The 20,686-nt window shown below is 42.8% G+C and carries 26 protein-coding genes and 4 pseudogenes; 19 read left to right on the top strand and 11 right to left on the bottom strand.

The features are described 5' to 3' along the window. Together KY305_RS20105 and KY305_RS20380 are read right to left on the bottom strand one after the other, a co-directional pair. Window positions 1–80: pseudogene (locus tag KY305_RS20105) on the bottom strand (LysE/ArgO family amino acid transporter); the annotation flags it as partial. A gap of 5 nt (window positions 81–85) precedes the next feature. Next, window positions 86–292: a S8 family serine peptidase gene (locus KY305_RS20380; protein WP_396021539.1), complete on the bottom strand. Its 207-nt coding sequence runs from the start codon at window positions 290–292 to the stop codon at window positions 86–88. Window positions 293–653: 361 nt separating this feature from the next. Between KY305_RS20380 and KY305_RS20265 the strand changes: the two are divergent. From KY305_RS20265 to KY305_RS15280, 3 genes and pseudogenes are all read left to right on the top strand, one after another. Next, window positions 654–1,009 (top strand): annotated as a pseudogene (locus KY305_RS20265) (hypothetical protein). A gap of 95 nt (window positions 1,010–1,104) precedes the next feature. After that, entirely contained in the window at window positions 1,105–1,422 is a 318-nt protein-coding gene (locus KY305_RS15285; RefSeq protein WP_262417810.1) for a DUF3221 domain-containing protein, read from the top strand. A gap of 319 nt (window positions 1,423–1,741) precedes the next feature. Next, on the top strand, window positions 1,742–2,191 hold the full coding sequence (locus KY305_RS15280; RefSeq protein ID WP_223063260.1) for an AraC family transcriptional regulator: 450 nt from the start codon (window positions 1,742–1,744) through the stop codon (window positions 2,189–2,191). Window positions 2,192–2,264: 73 nt separating this feature from the next. Here KY305_RS15280 and KY305_RS15275 read toward each other — a convergent pair whose 3' ends face one another. Next, on the bottom strand, window positions 2,265–2,525 hold the full coding sequence (locus KY305_RS15275) for a hypothetical protein (protein ID WP_223063259.1): 261 nt from the start codon (window positions 2,523–2,525) through the stop codon (window positions 2,265–2,267). 155 nt (window positions 2,526–2,680) lie between these two features. Here KY305_RS15275 and KY305_RS20100 point away from each other — a divergent pair. From KY305_RS20100 to KY305_RS15235, 9 genes and pseudogenes are all read left to right on the top strand, one after another. Continuing rightward, window positions 2,681–2,767: pseudogene (locus tag KY305_RS20100) on the top strand (hypothetical protein); the annotation flags it as partial. Between the two features lie 109 nt (window positions 2,768–2,876). Then, window positions 2,877–3,188 (top strand): MGMT family protein, encoded by a 312-nt coding sequence (locus KY305_RS15270; RefSeq protein ID WP_223063258.1) that lies wholly within the window; start codon window positions 2,877–2,879, stop codon window positions 3,186–3,188. A 240-nt stretch (window positions 3,189–3,428) separates the two neighbouring features. Continuing rightward, a complete protein-coding gene (locus KY305_RS15265; RefSeq protein ID WP_223063257.1) occupies window positions 3,429–4,526 on the top strand; it encodes a type III polyketide synthase in 1,098 nt (365 codons plus the stop codon). Between the two features lie 2 nt (window positions 4,527–4,528). Next, window positions 4,529–5,035 (top strand): isoprenylcysteine carboxyl methyltransferase family protein, encoded by a 507-nt coding sequence (locus KY305_RS15260; protein WP_223063256.1) that lies wholly within the window; start codon window positions 4,529–4,531, stop codon window positions 5,033–5,035. A gap of 73 nt (window positions 5,036–5,108) precedes the next feature. Then, entirely contained in the window at window positions 5,109–5,204 is a 96-nt protein-coding gene (gene fbpC / locus KY305_RS15255; RefSeq protein ID WP_025284905.1) for a Fur-regulated basic protein FbpC, read from the top strand. A gap of 178 nt (window positions 5,205–5,382) precedes the next feature. After that, window positions 5,383–8,967, top strand: a complete 3,585-nt coding sequence (gene dynA / locus KY305_RS15250; protein ID WP_223063255.1) for a dynamin GTPase — start codon at window positions 5,383–5,385, stop codon at window positions 8,965–8,967. 65 nt (window positions 8,968–9,032) lie between these two features. Beyond that, window positions 9,033–9,290 (top strand): YpbS family protein, encoded by a 258-nt coding sequence (locus KY305_RS15245; RefSeq protein WP_223063254.1) that lies wholly within the window; start codon window positions 9,033–9,035, stop codon window positions 9,288–9,290. Window positions 9,291–9,366: 76 nt separating this feature from the next. Beyond that, window positions 9,367–9,510, top strand: coding sequence for a hypothetical protein (locus KY305_RS15240; RefSeq protein WP_214814104.1), 144 nt, complete (start codon window positions 9,367–9,369; stop codon window positions 9,508–9,510). A gap of 93 nt (window positions 9,511–9,603) precedes the next feature. Next, entirely contained in the window at window positions 9,604–10,494 is an 891-nt protein-coding gene (locus KY305_RS15235; RefSeq protein ID WP_223063253.1) for a 5'-3' exonuclease, read from the top strand. 7 nt (window positions 10,495–10,501) lie between these two features. Here the strand turns inward: KY305_RS15235 and sspL are convergent, their stop codons facing one another. Genes sspL through KY305_RS15220 form a run of 3 tightly spaced genes read right to left on the bottom strand, consistent with a single transcriptional unit; the run spans window position 10,502 to window position 11,762 of the window. Continuing rightward, window positions 10,502–10,630 carry a small, acid-soluble spore protein L gene (gene sspL / locus KY305_RS15230; RefSeq protein WP_223063252.1) on the bottom strand — a complete coding sequence of 43 codons (129 nt, stop codon included), beginning with the start codon at window positions 10,628–10,630 and terminating at the stop codon, window positions 10,502–10,504. A gap of 52 nt (window positions 10,631–10,682) precedes the next feature. Continuing rightward, entirely contained in the window at window positions 10,683–11,075 is a 393-nt protein-coding gene (locus tag KY305_RS15225; RefSeq protein WP_214814078.1) for a reverse transcriptase-like protein, read from the bottom strand. Window positions 11,076–11,081: 6 nt separating this feature from the next. After that, window positions 11,082–11,762, bottom strand: a complete 681-nt coding sequence (locus KY305_RS15220; RefSeq protein WP_223063251.1) for a queuosine precursor transporter — start codon at window positions 11,760–11,762, stop codon at window positions 11,082–11,084. A gap of 81 nt (window positions 11,763–11,843) precedes the next feature. Between KY305_RS15220 and KY305_RS15215 the strand changes: the two genes are divergently transcribed. Together KY305_RS15215 and KY305_RS15210 are read left to right on the top strand one after the other, a co-directional pair. Continuing rightward, window positions 11,844–12,515: a ribonuclease H family protein gene (locus tag KY305_RS15215; protein ID WP_223063250.1), complete on the top strand. Its 672-nt coding sequence runs from the start codon at window positions 11,844–11,846 to the stop codon at window positions 12,513–12,515. 2 nt (window positions 12,516–12,517) lie between these two features. After that, window positions 12,518–12,700: a zinc-finger domain-containing protein gene (locus tag KY305_RS15210; protein ID WP_223063249.1), complete on the top strand. Its 183-nt coding sequence runs from the start codon at window positions 12,518–12,520 to the stop codon at window positions 12,698–12,700. A gap of 25 nt (window positions 12,701–12,725) precedes the next feature. Here the strand turns inward: KY305_RS15210 and KY305_RS15205 are convergent, their stop codons facing one another. Further along, entirely contained in the window at window positions 12,726–12,983 is a 258-nt protein-coding gene (locus KY305_RS15205) for a DUF2564 family protein (RefSeq protein WP_223063248.1), read from the bottom strand. A 157-nt stretch (window positions 12,984–13,140) separates the two neighbouring features. Here KY305_RS15205 and KY305_RS15200 point away from each other — a divergent pair, with 157 nt between their 5' ends. Then, window positions 13,141–13,323 (top strand): hypothetical protein, encoded by a 183-nt coding sequence (locus KY305_RS15200; protein WP_214814064.1) that lies wholly within the window; start codon window positions 13,141–13,143, stop codon window positions 13,321–13,323. 51 nt (window positions 13,324–13,374) lie between these two features. Here KY305_RS15200 and cspD read toward each other — a convergent pair whose 3' ends face one another. The 4 genes and pseudogenes from cspD to metA form a co-directional block, all read right to left on the bottom strand. Further along, window positions 13,375–13,575: a cold-shock protein CspD gene (gene cspD / locus KY305_RS15195; RefSeq protein WP_003153604.1), complete on the bottom strand. Its 201-nt coding sequence runs from the start codon at window positions 13,573–13,575 to the stop codon at window positions 13,375–13,377. 15 nt (window positions 13,576–13,590) lie between these two features. Then, window positions 13,591–13,702, bottom strand: a pseudogene (locus KY305_RS15190) (hypothetical protein); the annotation flags it as partial. A 99-nt stretch (window positions 13,703–13,801) separates the two neighbouring features. Continuing rightward, a complete protein-coding gene (locus tag KY305_RS15185) occupies window positions 13,802–14,947 on the bottom strand; it encodes a diglucosyl diacylglycerol synthase (protein WP_223063247.1) in 1,146 nt (381 codons plus the stop codon). A 224-nt stretch (window positions 14,948–15,171) separates the two neighbouring features. Beyond that, window positions 15,172–16,077 carry a homoserine O-acetyltransferase MetA gene (gene metA / locus KY305_RS15180; protein ID WP_223063269.1) on the bottom strand — a complete coding sequence of 302 codons (906 nt, stop codon included), beginning with the start codon at window positions 16,075–16,077 and terminating at the stop codon, window positions 15,172–15,174. A gap of 296 nt (window positions 16,078–16,373) precedes the next feature. Between metA and KY305_RS15175 the strand changes: the two genes are divergently transcribed. The 4 genes from KY305_RS15175 (at window position 16,374) to ilvD (ending at window position 20,635) form a co-directional block, all read left to right on the top strand. Then, window positions 16,374–16,856, top strand: coding sequence for a glutathione peroxidase (locus tag KY305_RS15175; RefSeq protein ID WP_223063246.1), 483 nt, complete (start codon window positions 16,374–16,376; stop codon window positions 16,854–16,856). 15 nt (window positions 16,857–16,871) lie between these two features. Then, window positions 16,872–17,480: an HD domain-containing protein gene (locus KY305_RS15170; RefSeq protein WP_223063245.1), complete on the top strand. Its 609-nt coding sequence runs from the start codon at window positions 16,872–16,874 to the stop codon at window positions 17,478–17,480. Window positions 17,481–17,551: 71 nt separating this feature from the next. Next, entirely contained in the window at window positions 17,552–18,685 is a 1,134-nt protein-coding gene (locus tag KY305_RS15165) for a conserved virulence factor C family protein (protein WP_223063244.1), read from the top strand. 273 nt (window positions 18,686–18,958) lie between these two features. After that, the gene (gene ilvD, locus KY305_RS15160) at window positions 18,959–20,635 is read left to right on the top strand and encodes a dihydroxy-acid dehydratase (RefSeq protein ID WP_223063243.1); all 1,677 of its coding nucleotides are present in this window, start codon (window positions 18,959–18,961) and stop codon (window positions 20,633–20,635) included. The last annotated feature ends 51 nt before the right edge of the window (window positions 20,636–20,686 follow it).

Here is a 20,686-nt window from a genome sequence, read left to right as displayed (position 1 = left end):
AAAACAAAAACATTTTGAGCACCAAGGGGAAGGATTAAACCAAAAGCTAATACAATTCCATTTAGTAATGCTGCTAGCAAAATACTTACGCTTGAATTGTTTGTTTATTTTTGTCAGCTATAATAACACTTGCTATGGCTGTACCATGACCTAAAGAATCGGTGGTAGTAGTATCATGGTTTATAGCATTATAAGAGATTATTGAACTTTTTTTGAAAACTGACATAGCACTATTAATACCACTATCTAGCATTGCGACCTTTACAGGTTTCTTTGGTGTGTAAAGTCTCACTTTTTTTTGGGGGAAAACTGTACATAGTGCCCAATTTTTCTTGCATTCATTTTGTGAGAAAGAAATTTCTGAGTACCTATTTGTGCAACTCGTAACTAACAACAATAAAACCAAAGTAAAAACAACTCTTTTTATCTTATAACCTCTTTATCTTGCAGTTTCCTTTTGCACCAGGTAGTGCATTTTTAGGTAAATAATACTTTGTTTCCAAAAGAGAATAAATACCTGAGTTTATTTACTGAATTTAAAGATCATTTTTCTTTAAGATTTTCAAAAATAAATAGAAAAAAGAAGAGGAAGGTTGAATGATGTTTAAATGTTCAAGTTGAAAAGTGAGAAAGGAAAAACCGCACATCAAGTAATGGTATTACTAAAAGAACAAGATGAAGCAATCCGGTATTTCAAAAACAAGCTGAACATATCAGAAAAATTGTACATATCCCTAATTAATTTTGACTGCTAAGAGATAGGCATTATGCGGAAAGGTTATATGAGCTTTATAAAGCAGATCCTAATTTTTATATTAGAGTGCTTAAAGAAGGTTATGTAGTAGATCAGCAATGAATCAAGCAATTGTGCGGTTCTATAATTGAAGACCTCGCCGTGATCCATAAGACTACGGGGAAGAGATACAATGTAAATGTTAAAATGAAAAAGCTCCCCGATGGTTTTACACTACAGACAATGAACATGTGGTCTTGGAGTGAAGTTGTTTAAATCGTAAAAATGAGATATTTTAATCTGTAATTTCTCAAAACAGTGTTTTATTCTTGTTGCAAATACTTAAGAAGGGTGGTTTGTATTTGTATAAAATGTTTAGAATGGTTTTAATTTTATTATGCATAACCACAGGGTGTCAAAACCAACATGGCAAAAATTTTGTGGAAGAAGAGCAAACCATGGTTGGTTATGTCATTTTTAAAGGTGAGAATCAAGCAATTTTCACTCGCAATGAAAAAGCTAATGTTAAAAATCTTAGTGAAAAAGAGATTATTGAAAAGTATAGGTCGGATATAGTTTTACTAGGGCTTAGTCAACTTGACAATAAAGATGACTTGAAAAAAGGACAAAAAATTCGTATTTGGTATAAAAAATTAAATGAATCTTCCCCGCCAAAAACAGTAATCTAAAATTTGAAAGCATCCACTAAATATCCTTTAATTACCAATTATTATCGTATAATATAAAAATGAACGAATAATTGGGAGGGAAAATGATGAAGAAGTTGGTTGTTTCCAGTGTGTTTTTTCTTTTGATAGTTTCATTGCCATTGATTGTTCTTGGAAAAACTAAAGAAACTAGCCCCTATGACATGGTTACTACTAAGTAATTGGTTTATGATTTGGGAGTATAGATTAATTAAACCCTGATATAATCAGATTATTTTAAAAAATATCTTGAAAAACGTTTTTAATCGTATTACCTTTTTCTAGGAAAGGGGATTAAAATATGAAAATAACTATTGAAGAATTACCTGAATCAAGAATTGCTTATTTCCGAAACGTTGGAGAGTATGGTGAAAAGCAAAACAAAGAACTGATGGAGTCTTTTAAAAAGTGGACACAGCTGAATGGTGTATTTCATAATTCTACAATTTTAGGGATTCCACAAGATAATCCAAGTATTACTCCTAAAGAGGAATGTCGTTATGATGTTTGCGTTGTAATAAATAAAGATTTTAATGTGCCGCAACCAGCTCAAGTTGGTAAGTTATCTGGAGGGAAATACGCTGTTTTCTTGCTTGACCATACAAAAGAGGCAGTCAGTGAATTTTGGGGTCTTATTTTTTCTGAGATGGAAAAAAATAATCTATCAATAAGAGAACAACCAATTATAGAAAGATATACTTCACAAATGATTGATAATCACTTATGTGAAATACTAGTTCCTATACAATAAAGAAGGTAGGAAATTTCCCACCTCCTAATTTTAAAAGCATGCCTGACCTGAAATGTCTTCAGCTAAGGTAAACTTAGATATGTATAAGTTGAATACTCTGAATTAATTCGCTTATTTTATTAAGATTGATAATTGTGTTGCATATTGCAATTACGAAGTATAGAGTACCTTGGTATCGTTCTTTTTTAACAAAACAGTTAATGCCAAAACAAATCAAAAATGCAATAAAGATTAGCTGAACAGACACAAATAATTGTGAGTTAGAACTGAAGAAAGAATAAAACAATAATAACAATATTATCAATAAACTACTGATTTTGAATATTTTACGCAAATTAACACTCCTTTAAGTACATTAATTTAAATTTACCACAAAAGATTTTTGTTGGAAATATTTCCGAATAAAAGAAGACTTTTATCTAAATTATGAGGAGGAAAAAGACCATAAACAATAACAGTCATAAAGATCTGCAAGCAAAGTATAATGACATGCTCTTCAGAAACGGACTTTGTTTGGGATTTATTCAAAAACAAGGGCTTGACGATAATTTCATTGAGCATATGAAACAAGTTGCAGCAGTTACCCATACGACTTTTCCATCAAAACTGTTGTACTATAAAATACAAATGAAGCAGAAAAGACCGCTTTTCTAGCTTAACGGTATTGAAGGAAATGAGGGGTTCCATGACATTTACGGAACAGGCATTAGCCATTATAAAACAAATACCTGAAGGAAAAGTGATGACTTATGGACAAATTGCCGGTCTGGCCGGGAGTCCGCGAGGTGCAAGACAAGTTGTGAGAATTCTTCACTCAATGAGTAAAAAGCACCGTCTTCCTTGGCACAGGGTCATTAATGCAAAAGGTGAGATTGGATTTAAAGACGAAGAAATGTATTATGTCCAAAAGCTCTCACTTGAAGCTGAGGGAGTAGCTGTCACTGCAGATGGCCGGGTTGATCTCAGTTTGTACTTATATGAGCTTGAAATCCATTAAGTAAACCTTTTTTAATTGACAATCAGCTTATGGTGTCACATCTGAATAAAAACCTGCCGTATTGGCAGGCTTTTTTTGATAGCCGAAAGACCGGCAGGCGGCTGATGAAAGGAGATAATACCCCTTGCTTTAATCGGGCAAAGGGTCATTTTTATGTTTTGCGGCTTAGGATACAATCACAAAAACTTTGCATACAATCAGGAAAAATGCGGAAACCTTGTATGTAAAGAGGTGATGGGCATGGCATATGTGTTATCGGTCGGCACTAGCATTCCGGAATATCATGTCTCGCAAGAAACAGCGGCAGATTTTGCAAGGGGGATGTTTGCGCAGTCATTTAAGGACATTGATCGGCTTCTGAAAGTCTTTCAAAACGGCGAAATTGAATCAAGGCAGTTTGTCAGGCCAATTGAATGGTATGAAACAGCGCGTAGCTTTTCAGAGAAAAACCGGCTGTATGTGGAAGAAACCGTTAGGCACGGTGTGCGTGCGGCAGCTGAGTGCTTAACAAATCCGCAATTTTTGAAAAATCCCATCCCGTATGAACAAGTGGATGCGATCTTTTTTATTTCCAGTACCGGGCTGTCTACACCGAGTATTGAAGCTAAGGTGATGAATCAGCTGCCGTTTTCTCTTAACACAAAACGGATTCCGATATGGGGATTAGGATGCGCGGGAGGAGCCAGCGGGCTTTCCAGGGCGTTTGAATACTGCCGGGCCTATCCCGAAGCGTATGTGCTTGTAATTGCGGCTGAGCTTTGCAGTTTAACGTTTCAGCCGGAGGATAAGTCAAAAAGCAACTTAATCGGCACCTCCCTTTTTGCCGACGGGATCGCCGCTGCGTTAATCGGAGGGGAAAAGGCGAGCCGGAAAGACGTCAAACAGCCGCTTGTTCCGCGTATATGCGCTTCCCAATCCGTTATGATGCCAGATGCGGAAGATGTCATGGGCTGGGAATTTACCGATAGAGGGTTTAACGTTATTTTTTCAAGAGACATCCCAACCCTTGTTTCAAATTGGTTAAAAGACAATGTGGATGCATTTTTAACTGAACAAGGGCTGGTGGATAACGATATCAAAACATTTCTCGCCCATCCCGGCGGAAAAAAAGTCATTGATGCCTATTTAACAAGCCTATCAATGGAGGCGCATCAGCTTGCTGCATCGCAAACGATTTTACGAAGGCACGGCAACATGTCCTCGGCAACCATTTTTTATGTCATCAAAGAACAGCTTTTACACGGACGGCAGAAAGAAAATGAAAAAGGGCTGATCGGCGCGCTCGGGCCGGGTTTTTCGTCTGAGCTTTTACTGTTCAGCTGGGAAAAGGGGGCATAGCCATGTTTTGGCTGTTTATTTTGTTGTTAGCCGCACAGCGGATTGCAGAAATGGCCGTGGCCCGGCAGAATGAACGCAAGGTGAAAAAACAAGGCGCCATTGAATACGGAGAAGGTCATTATCCCTTTCTCGTTTTGATGCATGTTCTCTTTTTTATCTCTCTCATAGGTGAGGTGTCAGCGCTTCATAAAGAACCTTCACATTGGTGGGCTGCCATTGCAGCAATCATTTTATTTGTGCAGGGCATCAGATATTGGGCGCTTTTATCGTTAGGCCGCTATTGGAATACGAAAATTCTCGTAGTCCCTGATGCCGTGCCGGTCAAAAAGGGGCCGTACAAGTGGATGAAGCATCCTAACTATGCAGTCGTCGTCTTAGAGTTTATTTTTTTGCCGCTTTTATACGGAGCATATTGGACGCTTTTTATTTTTTCTATTTTAAATGCCTGCATCCTCACTGTGCGGATCCGCGCTGAAGACAAGGCACTAGAGGAAAACACTGCAAAATAGAGATTGAAAATCATTCTCACCCGTGGTAAGATATAAATATGAAAATGATTCTCATTCAAGGTGGTGCCGAAAAATGACAATGTTATTTTTATTTGCAGCCGTTTGTACATACAGCGTGTTAATTGGGTTCGTGCTGAAAAAAGTTTCTAATAAATCAATGTCTTCTTAACATCTGCGTTTTTTTGCTGACGCAGGTGTTTTTCTTTATAAGCTGCCGATAACGGCGGCTTTTTTGCTGTTTTCTGAAGAAAAGTGAGTCATTCTTGTGTAAAATGGGAGAGAGGTTTTTTTCAGAGCTTTCTAAAAACGATAACGTCATTTGATGCGACACAAAGGGGTAAAGACACATGACAGAAGAACGCCATAACGAGGAGATTTTCAGCAGAACGGGAGCCTTATATGAACAATTACTGGACAATGACGATGAAAAAAGAGCCAATCAGCTCGCGGCCATTATGAAAAAAGCGGCTGATGAAGAGGTCTACATCGCATTTACGGGGCACTATTCTGCCGGGAAATCCTCCTTATTAAACACATTGTTAGGTGAAGACATTTTGCCGACAAGCCCGATTCCGACAAGCGCCAACCTTGTTGTGATCAGAAACGGGGTAAACAGAGTCGCCCTTCATACGACCGATGGGGCTTATGCGGAAATAAAAGGAAGCTATGATAAAGAAGAAGTACAGCGGTTTTGCAAAGACGGCGATCAAATTGAAACGGTTGAAGTATTTGCTCCCTATAAAGAAGCGGAGCCTTATGTCGCTTATATTGACACACCGGGGATTGATTCGACCGATGAAGCGCATTTTTTATCCGCGGCTTCCATTCTTCATCAGGCGGACGCTTTATTTTATGTCGTCCATTATAACCACGTCCATTCAGAAGAAAATATAATGTTTCTCAGATCAATCAAAGATCGGATTCCAAACCTGTTTCTCGTCGTCAACCAAATTGATCGGCATGATGAAACGGAAACGAGGTTTGAAGATTACCGGCAGCAGGTTGAAGATATGCTTGAGGGTGAAGGAATACCGAAGGAGTCGCTTTTCTTTACGTCAGTAACCGAGCCTGATCATCCTTTGAACGGGATCAAAAATCTGAAAAAGCACTTAAAGCAGCTGAACCGGCAGGCAAAAGCAAATCTTCGGCTCTTAACCGAGCAAAAAATCGCTCACTTAGTCAAAGAGCATGCGGACATGCTGGCAAAAGATGCAAAGAGCGGCTCTGTCTCAAAGCAGTTTGACACACAAGACGAGCTCGTCCGTTCCTTACAACAGGAGCTTGAAAAAACATCCCGGCAGGCCGAAGACGCAGAGCGTGACATTAAGACAGAGGTGCAGAACATATTACAAAATGCAAATCTGACGCCGTTTGAGATGCGTGAGCTGGCATCAGCGTATTTAGAATCGCAGCAGTCCTCCTTTAAAACCGGATTTTTCTTTTCAAAGGCAAAAACGGCAGCGGAAAAAGAAAAGAGGCAGACGGAATTTTTCGCAGACATCCGAAAAAGAACGGAAGGAGAAGCGGATTGGCATATCATTGATACACTCAGCAAGGCAGCCAAACGGTATGAAGCGGATTCTGATGACCTGATCAAGAAAATCCAGGCCTACCACACACCGCTTTCAGAAGACATCTTGAAGCGCGCGGTTAAGCAGGGGGCTGCGTTTTCAGCTGAATATGTATTGACCTATACGAAAGATCTTGCAGACATGATCCGAAGAGAAGCCAAAATAAGGACAGCAGAGCTCGCTGAGGAGCTGACCGCTTACATCCGGGCAAAAAACAACCCGCGTGCAGAGGAACTGCAAAAGCAGATAACGGAAGAATGGAAAACCCGGGAAGCGCTCGCCCAAGCTGCGGAAGAAGAACGGCATGCCGAGGAAAAAGCAGCCCGGGTCCGCGCCCTGTGGGAACAAACGGAGCCGGCCGGCTATAATGGGAGCCGGGATTGGTTCACCCAGAAAAAACGCGCTGCATCGGCCCCGGTTCAAAAGAAAAAACCTGAGCGGACTGTATTGCTTGAAGACATCAATCCTGAAAAAAGTGAGCTGAAAGAGCTTCCTCTAAAAGAGCAAGTACAACGATTTTATCAGCTCGCAGGCATTCTTGAATCGTCAAGCATGCTGGCAAAACAGGCAGAAGCATTTCAAAGCAGAGTTAAACGTCTTGAAAACCGCCAGTTCACATTGGCGTTATTCGGCGGGTTCAGCTCAGGAAAATCATCGTTTGCCAATGCGCTGGTCGGTGAACACGTACTCCCGTCTTCACCGACGCCGACAACGGCCACTATAAATAAAATCACAAAGCCGGAAAACGGAAAAAAACATAAAACAGCGGATATTATCTTTAAAACGGAAGAAGAGTTACATGCTGAATTACTCCAGCTTACGGAGCTGAAGGAAGCTGATGTAAAGGGCCGGTCACTCAAGGAGAAATGGCTAAACGCCGTTAAAAAAGGAAAAGTCCCTCATGACCTGAAGCAAACGGTTCATACGATTTTAAAAGCGTATGATATGTATGAAGACCCGATCAGAAAGCAATTGACAATGACGGTCTCGGTTGAAGAATTGAAGCCTTACGTAGCAGAAGAATCAACCGCATGCGCCGTAAAGGAAGTAACGGTATATTATGATTCGCCCCTGACGGAAAAAGGAATTACCATTGTTGATACGCCGGGAGCGAGCAGTATGAACAAACGGCATACAGAGCTTGCTTTTCAATATATAAAAGATGCCGATGCCTTCTTTTATATGACGTACTATCAGCATTCCTTTTCAAAGGGAGACAGGTCTTTTTTAAGAAAACTGGGGCTTGTAAAAGAATCGCTCGGCATGGATAAAATGTTTTTTGTCATTAACGCGGCGGATCTTGCTAAAACCGAAAGCGAGCTTGAGACGGTAAAAGACTATGTCCGCTCCGAGCTTCTCAAAGAAGGCATTCACCGCCCTAAACTGTATCATGTATCAAGTAAAGAAGAGCTTGCCGGTAAAAAGGAGGCATTTTATAACCGCTTTTCTGATGTGAAGGCGGGACTGGCCCATTTTATAGAAGAAGATTTAATGAGAGCTTCTGCCGCACAGCTGAAAACTGAGGCAAACAAATTGTGTGAAACGGTCGAACAGCTTCACGAATCACTCCATCAATCGGCGGAAGAAAAAGAAAAGAAAAAACAGAGCCTGCAAGCATCTTTTGAAAAAGCTCTCGCTGATATCTCAAAGCGCCGTACTTCTGAGGTCATTATCCGCAAGGTAATAAAAGATACAGAAGAACAGCTCTATCATATTAAACAGCGTCTGTCATTTTATGCGAATGATATGCTGAAAACAGTCTTTCATCCGGGTCTTCAAAACGGCGAGTGGAAACAAAACATAGCGGGGGCGCTTAAAGAAGCATTAAAGGGATTTCAGTTCGAGTATATTCAAGAAATGAAAACACTCGACATCCGCATGACCGGTTTTATTGAAAGCCACGTCACGGAGGAATGGATGGAAAACTGCCGCAAGAAGCTTTTGGAAGACGGCTATTTCTCCATTTATGTCAGCGGAGAAAACGAGTTTGCCATACAGCTGAAAGAGGTAGCAGCGGATATCGAAGCTTCAGAATTTATGCCGCATTTGAAAGAAGTGAAATCGCCTAAACAATTTTTTGAACAGAACGGAAAAGCGGCATTTACAGAAGAGATGCGTCTGCATCTGCAAAAAGTTACTGAAAATTGGCTGAAGATCGAAAGGGAAAGCCTTGTCGCACGTTATACAGAACATGTGAAACAATTACAAGAAGACATTGCGGACAAGAGCCTGTCTCAAATCCAAGAACAGCAGGACACTTATTTACAAGGGCTTACAGAAAGCGGCAGCGCGGGCGAAATCGAACACCTTTTCCAAGTCACTAAGGCATGGAAAAACGAAGATGAAATGATGAAAATATAAAAATCTGGTTGGCTTGCATATCAAGTCATGGTAGACTAAATGAAAAAAAGCGAGATGAATGATCCATGTCAGAAGTCCATAAAGCTATTTCAGCACATTCCGCAAAACAGCATCATCACGTCAAGTCATTTGTAGAGCTTGAATATCAGCGTGAACAGGCCATTGAAGAAGCCGTTCTCAAATGCAGACAAAATGAACCGTTCACGACGGATGCCATTAATGAAATTACCTCGAAAATGAACCAGCTGGCCAAAAAAGGCATTGTGCCGTCAAGACGTTTCGTGACGGAAGATATGGTAAAAGAATTCGTCAGCAAACAGTAATGGATGATCCTGCCGCGTGTGAACGCGGCGCTTGCGGCGCATACTATCAGTATCCGCTGCAAGGGGGGATTCTAAAATGGGCAGGACAAAACTTGGAAACAAAAACGCACAGCAAAATAATAATGCCAAAAAGAAAAACGGCTTTGAACAGAGATTTGATTCCTATGCCGGCCGTGAAGCAGAAAAGCTGATGGCAAGCAATAAAAGACACGGGCAGTAAATAGGATGGCAGCATCTTCTGAAAAGAGGATGCTGTTTTTTTATGGCCCGTCTATGGTAAAATAGGAACATTGAATAAAAAGGGAGTTTCAATATGAACAACAATAAATTACTTCTCGTCGACGGCATGGCGCTTTTATTCCGCTCATTTTTCGCGACTGCCGTCCATCGCAATTTTATGATAAATGACAGCGGAATTCCGACAAACGGCGTAAACGGGTTTTTAAAGCACCTTATTACGGCGGTTGACACCTTTTTGCCGACACATGTCGTCTGCTGCTGGGATATGGGAAGCAAGACGTACCGCAATGATCTGTTTCAGGATTACAAAGCCAACCGAAGCGAGCCGCCGGCTGAGCTGCTTCCGCAATTTGATTTAGCGAAGGAAGCGGCAGCTGAACTCGGTATTTTAAATATCGGCATAAAAGGCTATGAAGCGGATGATTGTATCGGCACGCTTTCCGCCTTATTTTCGGGTGAAGCCGACATTACGATAGTAACGGGCGACAAAGATTTGCTTCAGCTGTTAAATGATGAAGTTCAAGTGGCGCTGCTTCAAAAAGGCATCGGCAATTATAAAGTGTATACGAAAGATGTATTCATGGAAGAAACGGGAGTCCCGCCTCAAGCGCTTATTGACATTAAGGCGCTGATGGGAGATACAAGCGACAACTATCCGGGCGTTAAGGGTATCGGAGAAAAAACGGCGTACAAGCTGATTCGTGAATATGAAAACGTTGACCGTTTATTGGAAAGCCTTTCTTTACTGCCGAAAGGCCAGCAAAGTAAAATTCAGCAAAGCTTAAAAGAGTTGGAGCTGTCAAGGCAGCTTGCCGAAATACATTGCGAAGTGCCGTTAGCCTGTACGCTTGAGGAAGCGTTCTTTACGCTGAAAATGGACGAGGCATCATTGATGCTCCAGCGCCATCAGATTAAAGGAATTGAAAGAATGCTCGAAAAGCTGAACGCCAGAGAGATCAGCTGATGATCCTCTAGCGTTTTGTATTGCTTTTTTTTGCTTTGTTTTCAAGGGCTGACTTTGGGTCCTTATGCGCGTTTCCTTCCAGGTCTCCTTGAGGACTTACGCCGCCCGTCAGCCGGCCTTTATTTTCTTTTTTCATATACTGTTCACCTCGTGTTTAGGATGAACAGCAAGACACGATTTCATTCCTGTCATTCATTCAGCCGGATCGCTTTTTTTGCAAGCTGATCGGCTGTTTGATTTTGTTTGCCGGGAATCCATTTTATAAAAAACAATGGGAAAACAGCCTTTAATCGGATGATTTCATCGACAAACGGCTGGTACGCTTTGTTTTTTACCGCCTCAAGATCAGCGGCCCGCTCTACGATATCGGAATCCGTCCGGAAAGAGACGGATTGATATCCGCGCGCGGCGCACAGCTTCATTCCTTCAATTAATGCAAGAAACTCAGCTTCCTGATTTGAATGGTGTCCGATCGGAAACGAAAAAGATTCGGTTTTTCCTTCATTTTTGATGAAGATGCCGATGCCGGACGGTCCGGGATTTCCGGCGCTTGCACCGTCTACATAAATTTCAGCCGGCATAAAACATCACTCTCCGCCCGGTACCATTCGTTTTGCCGCATATGCATAAGGGACAGAAATTAATGATACCGCAAATTTAATGAGATAAGTTGAAATAAAAATACTGAACCAGACGCCCGCGGAATAAACACCGATAAAGGCCACTCCAGTAAATATCAGCGTATCCAGGAGCTGGCTGAGCGCAGTGCTTCCGCTGTTTCGCAGCCATAGGAGCTTGTCAGAAGGAAAGATTCGCCTGATGGCCGAATATACATAAACATCTATCGTTTGGCTGAAAATAAAGGCCAAGAGGCTCCCGAGTGCGACCCGCGGAAGAAAACCGAAAATGGTCTCAAGCGCCGGCTGCGCCATATCAGACGAAGCTGGCTTGTACAAGAGAGCTCCCTGCATGGCGAATGTCAAAGCCAAAAGGGTGGAGAAACCGAGCCAAACGGCTTTGCGGGCTTCAGCAGGGCCGTATTTTTCATTCAGCACATCGGTAGCGAAGAAAACGGTGCCGTACATGATATTGCCGAGTGTGGCCGTCAGCCCGAACAGCTCTACTGTTTTGACAACCTGTAAGTTGGCGCACACCGTGGCGAATCCAATCCATACAAAAAGGCCGGTTTTGCCAAATCCTTTATAAAACAAAAGAACAATGATAAAATGAATGATCGCAAATATGATCCATAAAACGTCATTAAACAAAACCCGCTGACTTCCTTTCAAAAATAGAATGGTTTGATTATAGCACATGCCCGTCAACTAATGAATGGTAAGGTGATTTGAATGAATCTTAAGCCGTATATCACAATGGAAGCAAAAGGAACGGGGGCCATCTCATTTATATCGGAGGATTGGCTGACTGTTCCAAAAGCGCGCATGCTCGCAAGAGAAATCGACCGCTTTCCGTATATAAAAGACATACATTTTGAAGATGAAAAAGGTGCAAGCTGGACACTCAAGGAACTGGAAAAACTCACTGAAGAGCTTTCTCAAGAGCCGGATGACATCACGGTGTATTTTGACGGCAGCTATGATAAACAGAGCCGACAGGCCGGTCTGGGCATCGTCGTGTATTATTCTCTCGGCGCCAAACGGCACCGATTAAGGAAAAACAAAAGCCTTTTGCTCAATACGAACAATGAAGCTGAATATGCGGCTCTTTACGAGGCGCTGAGGGAAGTGAAGGAAATCGGAGCAAGCAGAAACTCAATTACCATAAGAGGAGACTCCCTCGTCGTTTTCCATCAGCTTGACGGCAGCTGGCCGTGCTATGACGAAAGCCAAAACGAATGGCTGGATAAGATTGAAGCACTGCTTGATTCCCTTAAGCTGACCCCGACATATGAAGCCATCAATCGTAAAGAAAATCAAGAAGCAGATGATCTGGCCAAAAAAATTCTTTTGGATCAACCGATTGAAAGCCGCATGATATTAGAAGGTAACGGAGATGACTGATATTGGATAAAAAAAGCATTTTTAAAGAATTGACCGAGCTGCAGGACGAATATTGCAAGGATTGCTTTATTAAACAGCATTTTCGCAAGGAATTCGGAAAAACACACGCCCATTCATTTTGCATTAATCAATGCACAGTAGGGGAGAAATTGAAAGCCTACGGAAAAGTGCTGACAAACCAATAAAAATAAAACCGCAGAAACTGCGGTTTTATTTTTTGAATTCATCAAGCTGATGCTGGCAATCGTCCAGAAGCATGCGCTGCTTCTGTAAAAAATCTTGGTCAAGGGTTTCCAATTCACCCGATTGCGACATCGTTCTGGCATCCTGAATTGCTTGGTAGGCAGATTCAACCAAGGTCGAATTTTGGCCCCGTGTAGCCGCGCCCGTTGTTTTCTGTGCCGTTTCCACCGCTAATTCGAGCTGGCGTTTATCAGTAAGTCCGTTTGGAAAAAATTCAGAGTCCATAAAAAAACACCTCCGTGATTAGTTTGGAGATTTTTTTTATAAATATGTACAAAAAATAGAAAACAATGTTGAAAATAAGCCGATATAACTATTGAACCTGAATGATTAGGTCGTATTTACTATTCTGGGTATCTTGGTATAGAAGGGAAAAACAGCCGTGGATGATAAAGACTTAAAAACAATCCTTCAGCAGACGTTTAAAGAAATATACGGTGATTTGGGAAGTTTAGCAACAATGGCGAAAAAAGGAATGCCGTCAATGGAGAAACAGATCGAAGAGATCGAGCAGCGGTGCAAGCAGAATCTTGTAGCCATCGAGATTCAGACAGCAATCAAATAGGAGAGGCATACGCCTCTCCTCTATTTGTCATCTAATCAACATGTATTGAGCTTAGAGTTTTACAACATTAGAAGCTTGAGGTCCACGATTACCTTCGACAATTTCAAAAGAAACTTCTTGTCCTTCTTCTAATGATTTGTATCCTTCTCCTTCGATAGCAGTGAAGTGAACAAATACGTCGTCTCCGCCTTCAACTTCAATGAAGCCGAATCCTTTTTCATTGTTGAACCATTTTACTTTACCGTTTTGCATATTGCTTAATTCCTCCTAGTACTGTAGCACCTTCGTGCTAAAAAAAATTTTGTCATCATCCAACTGTACGTATGTAAACGTTGTTAAATGATGGTTCAACTATACACCATATGGGAGCGCCCGTCAAGCAGCCGATATCTATTTTTCATCTTTATTTTTCCAGAAATGAGAAAGGATTCGATCAAGGCATAAAAAAAGGCACACGAAAACGTCCGTGTGCTCAATTTTATGAAAGCGCCATGTTTACCTTCCCGGTCATCATTTCTGATTCTTTTATGATGTCCTGCAAAATGACTTCGGAAGAGTGCTGAAGATGAAGGTCTTTTATATTTTCCTTCATTCGGTTTAACTTCTCTTCATCTGCAAGAAGGGAGGTGACAGACTCTAAAATTTCTTCGTGACGGTTAACCACAATGGCAGCGCCGCGTTCTTCGAAGAAAATGGCATTTTCCTTTTCCTGTCCCGGCACGGGTTTGTACAAAATAACCGGTACGCCGATGGCTGTTGCTTCTGTCAGCGTGATGCCGCCCGGTTTTGTAATCATGCAGTCCGTAATCCGAAACAGTTCGTCAATTCTTTCCACATAGCCGAGAACCTTCAGCCGGTCCGTGTTGGCGGCCTCTAAGCTGCTGAGTGACTCTTTCAGCGAGCCGTTTTTGCCGCATACCACTACAACCTGCACCTGATCGTCCTTTACGAGATTTTCACACAGCTCTTTTACATTTTTTAAAACGCCGTGCGCTCCCGCCATGATAAGAAGGACTTTTTTGTCAGGGGAGATGCTGTATTTTTTATAAATGGGTTCTGTCGGCATCGTTTCCTCAAATTGTGGCCTGATCGGAATGCCCGTGATTTTTACGTTGTTCGGATGGGTGCCGATTTCAATCAGTTTTTCCTTCACGTAATCTGTGGCGACATAATATTTATCTACATTTTCATGAACCCAGATTTTGTGCAGGCAAAAATCGGTCATAACGTTAAACGTCGGAATGACTTTCCCGGTTCTCCGTCTGTATTCCGGCACGACAATCATCGGAAATGTATTAATAATAATGTCCGGCTTATGCTCTTCAACAAGCTGGCCTAAACGTTTATTTCCCATTTTAAAATAAATGTTGAATTTGCGTTTATTATAGATTTTGTCAACTCCGTAATAAAACAAACGATAAAACTGTTTCCCGATTGAGAAGCTTTTTAAATAAAGGTATTGAGTAACCTCTGAAACAATCGGATTTGACTCTTGATACAAATTAGAAACCGTCACATGCTGAAAGCCGAGACGGAGACATTGCTCATAAAGCGTTTTGGCCACTTGAACATGTCCGTTTCCGTAATTTGCAGTCAAAATTAATACTTTTTTATTGGTATTCAAGTAAATTCACCTCAATGTAATCAACAACAAGCAAGCTTCATGCATCGTAAGGAGTTATTGTCTATAGATAAACATAACACAAGTACATCATCTTATAATAAGCATGGCAACATATTTAAACTAAATTTAATTGATATGTTCCAGTATTTTAAAGTTTTGTTATGCACATACTGAATCAAGAGTATTTTATCATATTTTTGTCACCGTATCACTTAAAACAAAAATTAATCCCACTCATACGGGGTTTCTTGATAAACATAGTAATTCAGCCAATTCATAAACAATAACGTCGCATGAGCCTTCCAGCGGTTTACCGGTTCTTTTCCGCCGGGTGCGAAATAGTGCTTAGGAGCCTCAACGGACGGAAGATTCCTGTCCAAGTCTCTTTCGTATTCATGAAGAAGCGTATCGGTATCATATTCCGGATGCCCCGTTAAGAAAATTTGTTTCTCGTCTTTGGAGACGATTAAACAGACACCCGCTTCCTCTGATGCGGACAGGACATTCAGTTCCTGAGCTGATTGCAATTGCTCCGTATTAATATCTGTATGCCGTGAATGGGGCACATAGTATAGCTCGTCAAATCCTCTTACCAATCTCTCATGTTTCTTGAGAACGGTATGCTCAAATACCCCGAAGATTTTTTTGGGCATTTCGACCTTCTCGATGCCGTAATGGTAATACAGACCGGCCTGCGCGCCCCAGCAAATATGCAGCGTCGAAGTTACGTTTGTTTTGCTCCATTCCATGATTTCTTTCAATTCATCCCAATAAGAAACATCTTCAAACGGCAGATGTTCAATCGGCGCTCCGGTAATAATCATTCCGTCAAACCGTTTGTGGCGGATGCTGGAAAACACAGTGTAAAATTCATCCAAATGCTGCCTTGCTGTATTTTTTGGAGTATGTGTGCTCGGAATTAAGAACGTAAAGTGAACTTGTAAGGGCGAATTCCCGAGCAGCCTGAGGAGCTGGGTTTCCGTTTGGATTTTTTTCGGCATCAGATTTAAAATCACGATCTTCTGCGGCCGAATATCCTGATGAAACGCTCTGTTTTCATCCATTACAAATATGTGTTCACTTTCAAGCACCTGCTTAGCCGGCAGGTGATTCGGTATATTTATAGGCAACATGCCACCTCCGTTATTCCCCGTTAATTTTCTTCATTATAGAAATTTTTAAGCCATTTTTCAATCCATCATGGCGTAATAAACCGCAAATGAAGAAGAAGGACGGGCGAAAGGTTTAAAAAAAGCCGAAAAATCGGGATGATTCTTTATTATGACGAATAAAGAGCGGTTTGGTTCCTCTGAAAAAACGTTTTCCATTATATAGTAAGGAAAAGGCGGCTGTAAGAGACAGTTTCCGTTTGTTTTCCAGTGTAAAACAGGTAGAATGGATGAAGAACGGTATGAGGAGGCTAAAGATGACAATCTACGACATAAATGTAAGGACCATAACGGGCAAAGACATGACCCTTTCGCCTTTTGAAGGCAAGGTGATGATCATTGTTAATACAGCGAGCAAATGCGGCTTTACACCTCAGCTGAAGCAGCTTCAGGAGCTTTATGATACATATCAGCAGGAAGGGCTTGAGATATTAGGTTTTCCCTGTAATCAATTCATGAACCAAGAGCCGGGAAATGAGAAGGAGATTCAGGAATTCTGCACAAAAAATTATGGTGTCACCTTCCCGATGTTTGCAAAAATTGACGTCAATGGGGCAAATGCTCATCCTCTTTTTACATTTCTTACTGAAGAAGCGAAGGGGATGCTCGGCACTAAGGCGGTTAAATGGAATTTTACGAAATTCGTAGTGGATCGGCACGGGAAAGTTGCCGGCCGTTTTTCGCCCAATGTCAATCCGAAGGAGCTTGAGGATACGGTGCAAAGGCTTTTGGCCGAATAAGAGGTGAGTGATACAGTGCACGAAAGAGATCAGTTGGAGAATATCAGGCATTGGGTCAAAAAAAAGCTTATCAATGAACGCACTGGACATGACTGGCTTCACATTTCGCGGGTTGCAGAGCTTGCTTTGTATATCGGAAAAGAGGAACATGCGAATCTATTTGTTGCTGAGGCGGCAGCATTAGTTCATGACGTCATTGACGCCAAGCTGTCTGAGAGCGAAAGGCTGACCATTTGTGAAGTGACAGAACAATTGGCTGCTTTCGGAATCACTGACCACACCGTTAAGGAGATCGCTGATATTATAACGAGAATGTCCTTCAGACACCGCGGAATGCTTCGGGAACGCCCGCTTTCATTGGAAGGAAAAGCCGTTCAGGATGCAGACATGCTGGATGCGATCGGCGCCGTCGGAATTGGCAGAGCTTTTATGTTTGCCGGTGCGAAGGGCTATCCGATGTACGGATCACAAACCGAAGTTTTGGCTCATTTTGAGGAAAAATTATTCCGTCTTAAAGACTTGATGAATACAAAAACGGGGATGCGTTTGGCGGAGGAGAGACATGAATTTCTGTTGCGGTTTGCGGCACAGTTTGAAAAAGAGGCCATGGTGCAGAAAAGGTAAGGCGGCGCAATAGAACGCTTGTGCTGACTATGTTAGAATAAGTTTCAGATTGTGTGCATAGGAGGACCATTATGAAGATTAAATCAATAGAGCCGACGCCAAGTCCGAATACGATGAAAGTGATTTTGACTGAAGAGCTTCCGGCAGGAAAAAGCAACAATTACAAGCCGGACCAGGCAGAAGATGCTCCGGCCGTCGTGCGTGACATTTTAAACATTGAGGGTGTAAAAGGCGTTTATCACGTTGCTGACTTTCTGGCGGTGGAACGAAACGCCCGCTTTGACTGGAAGGACATTTTGCCGCAAGTTCGATCCGCCTTCGGGATGGAGAGCACAGAGCAGACTGAGAGCCGTTCTGAACAGGAATCATTCGGTGAAGTCAAGGTGTTCGTGCAAATGTTCAGCGGCATTCCCATGCAGGTGAAACTGACGGACGGAGAACGGGAAGAACGCTTCGGCCTTCCGGAACGCTTTCAAGAAGCCATATTAAAGCTGCGTTCTGAAGCCTCAAACGTTGTTTTTGAGCGCTCTTGGAAAGAACAGGGCGTCCGGTTCGGAGATTTTAAGGAAATCGGTCACGATGTAACAGAAGAGCTTCAAGCAGCTTACAGTGACGACCGGCTTCAGCGCCTCACAGAGGCAGCCGTCCAACAGAAAGGCGAGGCCAAACCGGCTGTCCAGCGCAAAGCCTATAAAGTGACGCTTGACATGCTGGATGACGAAGATTGGAAACAGCGCTATGCGCATCTTGAGCAAATGGATCCTGAGGAAGACGATATCCCTGTTTTAGAAAAGGCGCTTCACGATCCGAAAACATCAATCAGAAGACAAGCTGTCGTCTATTTAGGGATGATCGAGAAACCGGATGTGCTGCCGCTTCTATACAAAGCGCTTGAAGATAAAACGGTGACGGTCAGAAGAACGGCGGGCGACTGCCTTTCAGATATCGGCGACGCCAGCGCCATACCGGCAATGATCAAATCACTCGGCGATTCAAGCAAGCTTGTACGCTGGCGCGCGGCGATGTTTCTGTATGAAGTCGGTGATGAAAGCGCGCTTGAAGCGTTAAAAGCTGCGGAAGATGATCCTGAATTCGAAGTCAGCCTGCAAGTGAAGATGGCGATTGAGCGGATTGAGCACGGGGAAGAGGCGAAGGGATCTGTCTGGAAGCAGATGACAGAGAGCAGAAAAAAAGAACAATCATAACAAAAAGGCGCAAAATGCGCCTTTTTTATTTGAATTCGCTTTTTATAAAAATTATTGTGAATATTGTTGAAAAATGATTCAAAACTATATATAGTAAGTAACAATATTAATTGTTGGAGGGTTTATATCGATATACAGAGAGAAAAATGCACCGATAAACAGACAGGGCAGGGACGGCCTTATTTGGAGATATGACATCATTAGTCCAAAATAAACTGAAAATTGTTAAAATAAAGTACAATCTAACAATTGAAAGAATGTAGGGGGATCACCATGGCAGAATTACGCAGTAACATGATCACACAGGGAATTGACAGAGCGCCTCACCGCAGCCTTCTTCGCGCAGCAGGCGTTAAAGAAGAGGATTTCGGCAAACCGTTTATTGCGGTCTGCAATTCATACATCGATATCGTTCCCGGGCATGTTCACTTGCAGGAATTTGGAAAAATCGTAAAAGAAGCAATCAGAGAAGCAGGCGGAGTGCCTTTCGAATTTAATACTATCGGCGTAGACGACGGAATCGCCATGGGGCATATCGGAATGAGATATTCGCTGCCAAGCCGTGAAATCATTGCCGATTCAGTGGAAACGGTCGTCTCAGCCCATTGGTTTGACGGAATGGTTTGTATTCCGAACTGTGATAAAATCACGCCGGGAATGCTGATGGCGGCTATGCGGATCAACATTCCGACGATTTTTGTCAGCGGCGGACCGATGGCTGCGGGCCGAACAAGTGACGGCCGCAAAATTTCTCTTTCTTCAGTATTTGAGGGCGTCGGAGCATACCAAGCGGGAAAAATCGGCGAAAGCGACCTCCAGGAGCTGGAACAGTTCGGCTGTCCGACATGCGGATCTTGTTCAGGTATGTTTACCGCAAACTCTATGAACTGTCTGTCTGAGGCACTCGGACTGGCGCTTCCGGGCAACGGAACGATTCTTGCTGCTTCCCCGGAACGAAGGGAATTTGTCAGAAAATCAGCAGCTCAATTGATGGAGACCATCAAAAAGGACATTAAGCCGCGAGACATCGTAACTGAAAAAGCGATCGACAACGCGTTTGCGTTAGACATGGCGCTTGGCGGGTCAACCAATACCGTGCTTCATACGCTTGCCCTCGCTAATGAAGCGGGCGTTGACTACTCCTTGGAACGCATCAATGAAGTGGCGGAGCGTGTGCCGCATTTAGCAAAACTTGCCCCGGCTTCTGACGTGTTTATTGAAGACCTGCATGAAGCCGGCGGCGTATCGGCGGCGCTGAATGAACTGGCCAAAAAAGAAGGCGCGCTTCATCTTGACGCGCTGACTGTAACAGGACAAACGCTTGGAGAAACAATTGCCGGGCATGAGGTGAAAGATTACGACGTCATTCACCCGCTCGAAAAACCGTTTACTGAAAAAGGCGGGCTGGCCGTACTGTTTGGAAACTTAGCTCCGGACGGCGCCATTATTAAAACAGGCGGCGTTCAGGACGGAATTACAAGACATGAAGGGCCCGCTGTCGTCTTCGATTCACAGGACGCAGCTCTTGAAGGTATTATTAACCGCAAAGTAAAAGAAGGCGACGTAGTTATTATCCGTTATGAAGGACCAAAGGGCGGACCGGGCATGCCGGAAATGCTCGCTCCGACTTCACAGATTGTCGGCATGGGACTTGGGCCGAAGGTGGCGCTGATTACAGACGGGCGTTTTTCAGGAGCTTCCCGCGGCCTTTCAATCGGCCACGTATCACCGGAAGCCGCTGAAGGCGGACCGCTTGCTTTCGTTGAAAACGGCGACCATGTCATCGTTGACATTGAACAGCGGACACTGGACGTACAAGTACCGCAAGATGAATGGGAAAGACGCAAAGAGAACTGGAAGGGGTTTGAACCGAAAGTGAAAACAGGCTACCTTGCCCGGTATTCAAAACTCGTAACAAGCGCCAATACAGGCGGCATCATGAAAATTTAAATTGACGGATTGAACATTTGAATTCCGGCCCCCTCTATAGTATCCTTGACT

Origin of the sequence: Bacillus sp. YC2, from assembly GCF_019891195.1 — a bacterium.
Classification (GTDB): Bacteria; Bacillota; Bacilli; order Bacillales; family Bacillaceae; genus Bacillus.
Note: the sequence above shows the minus strand (reverse complement) of the source record. Positions and strands in the feature narration are given on the sequence as shown.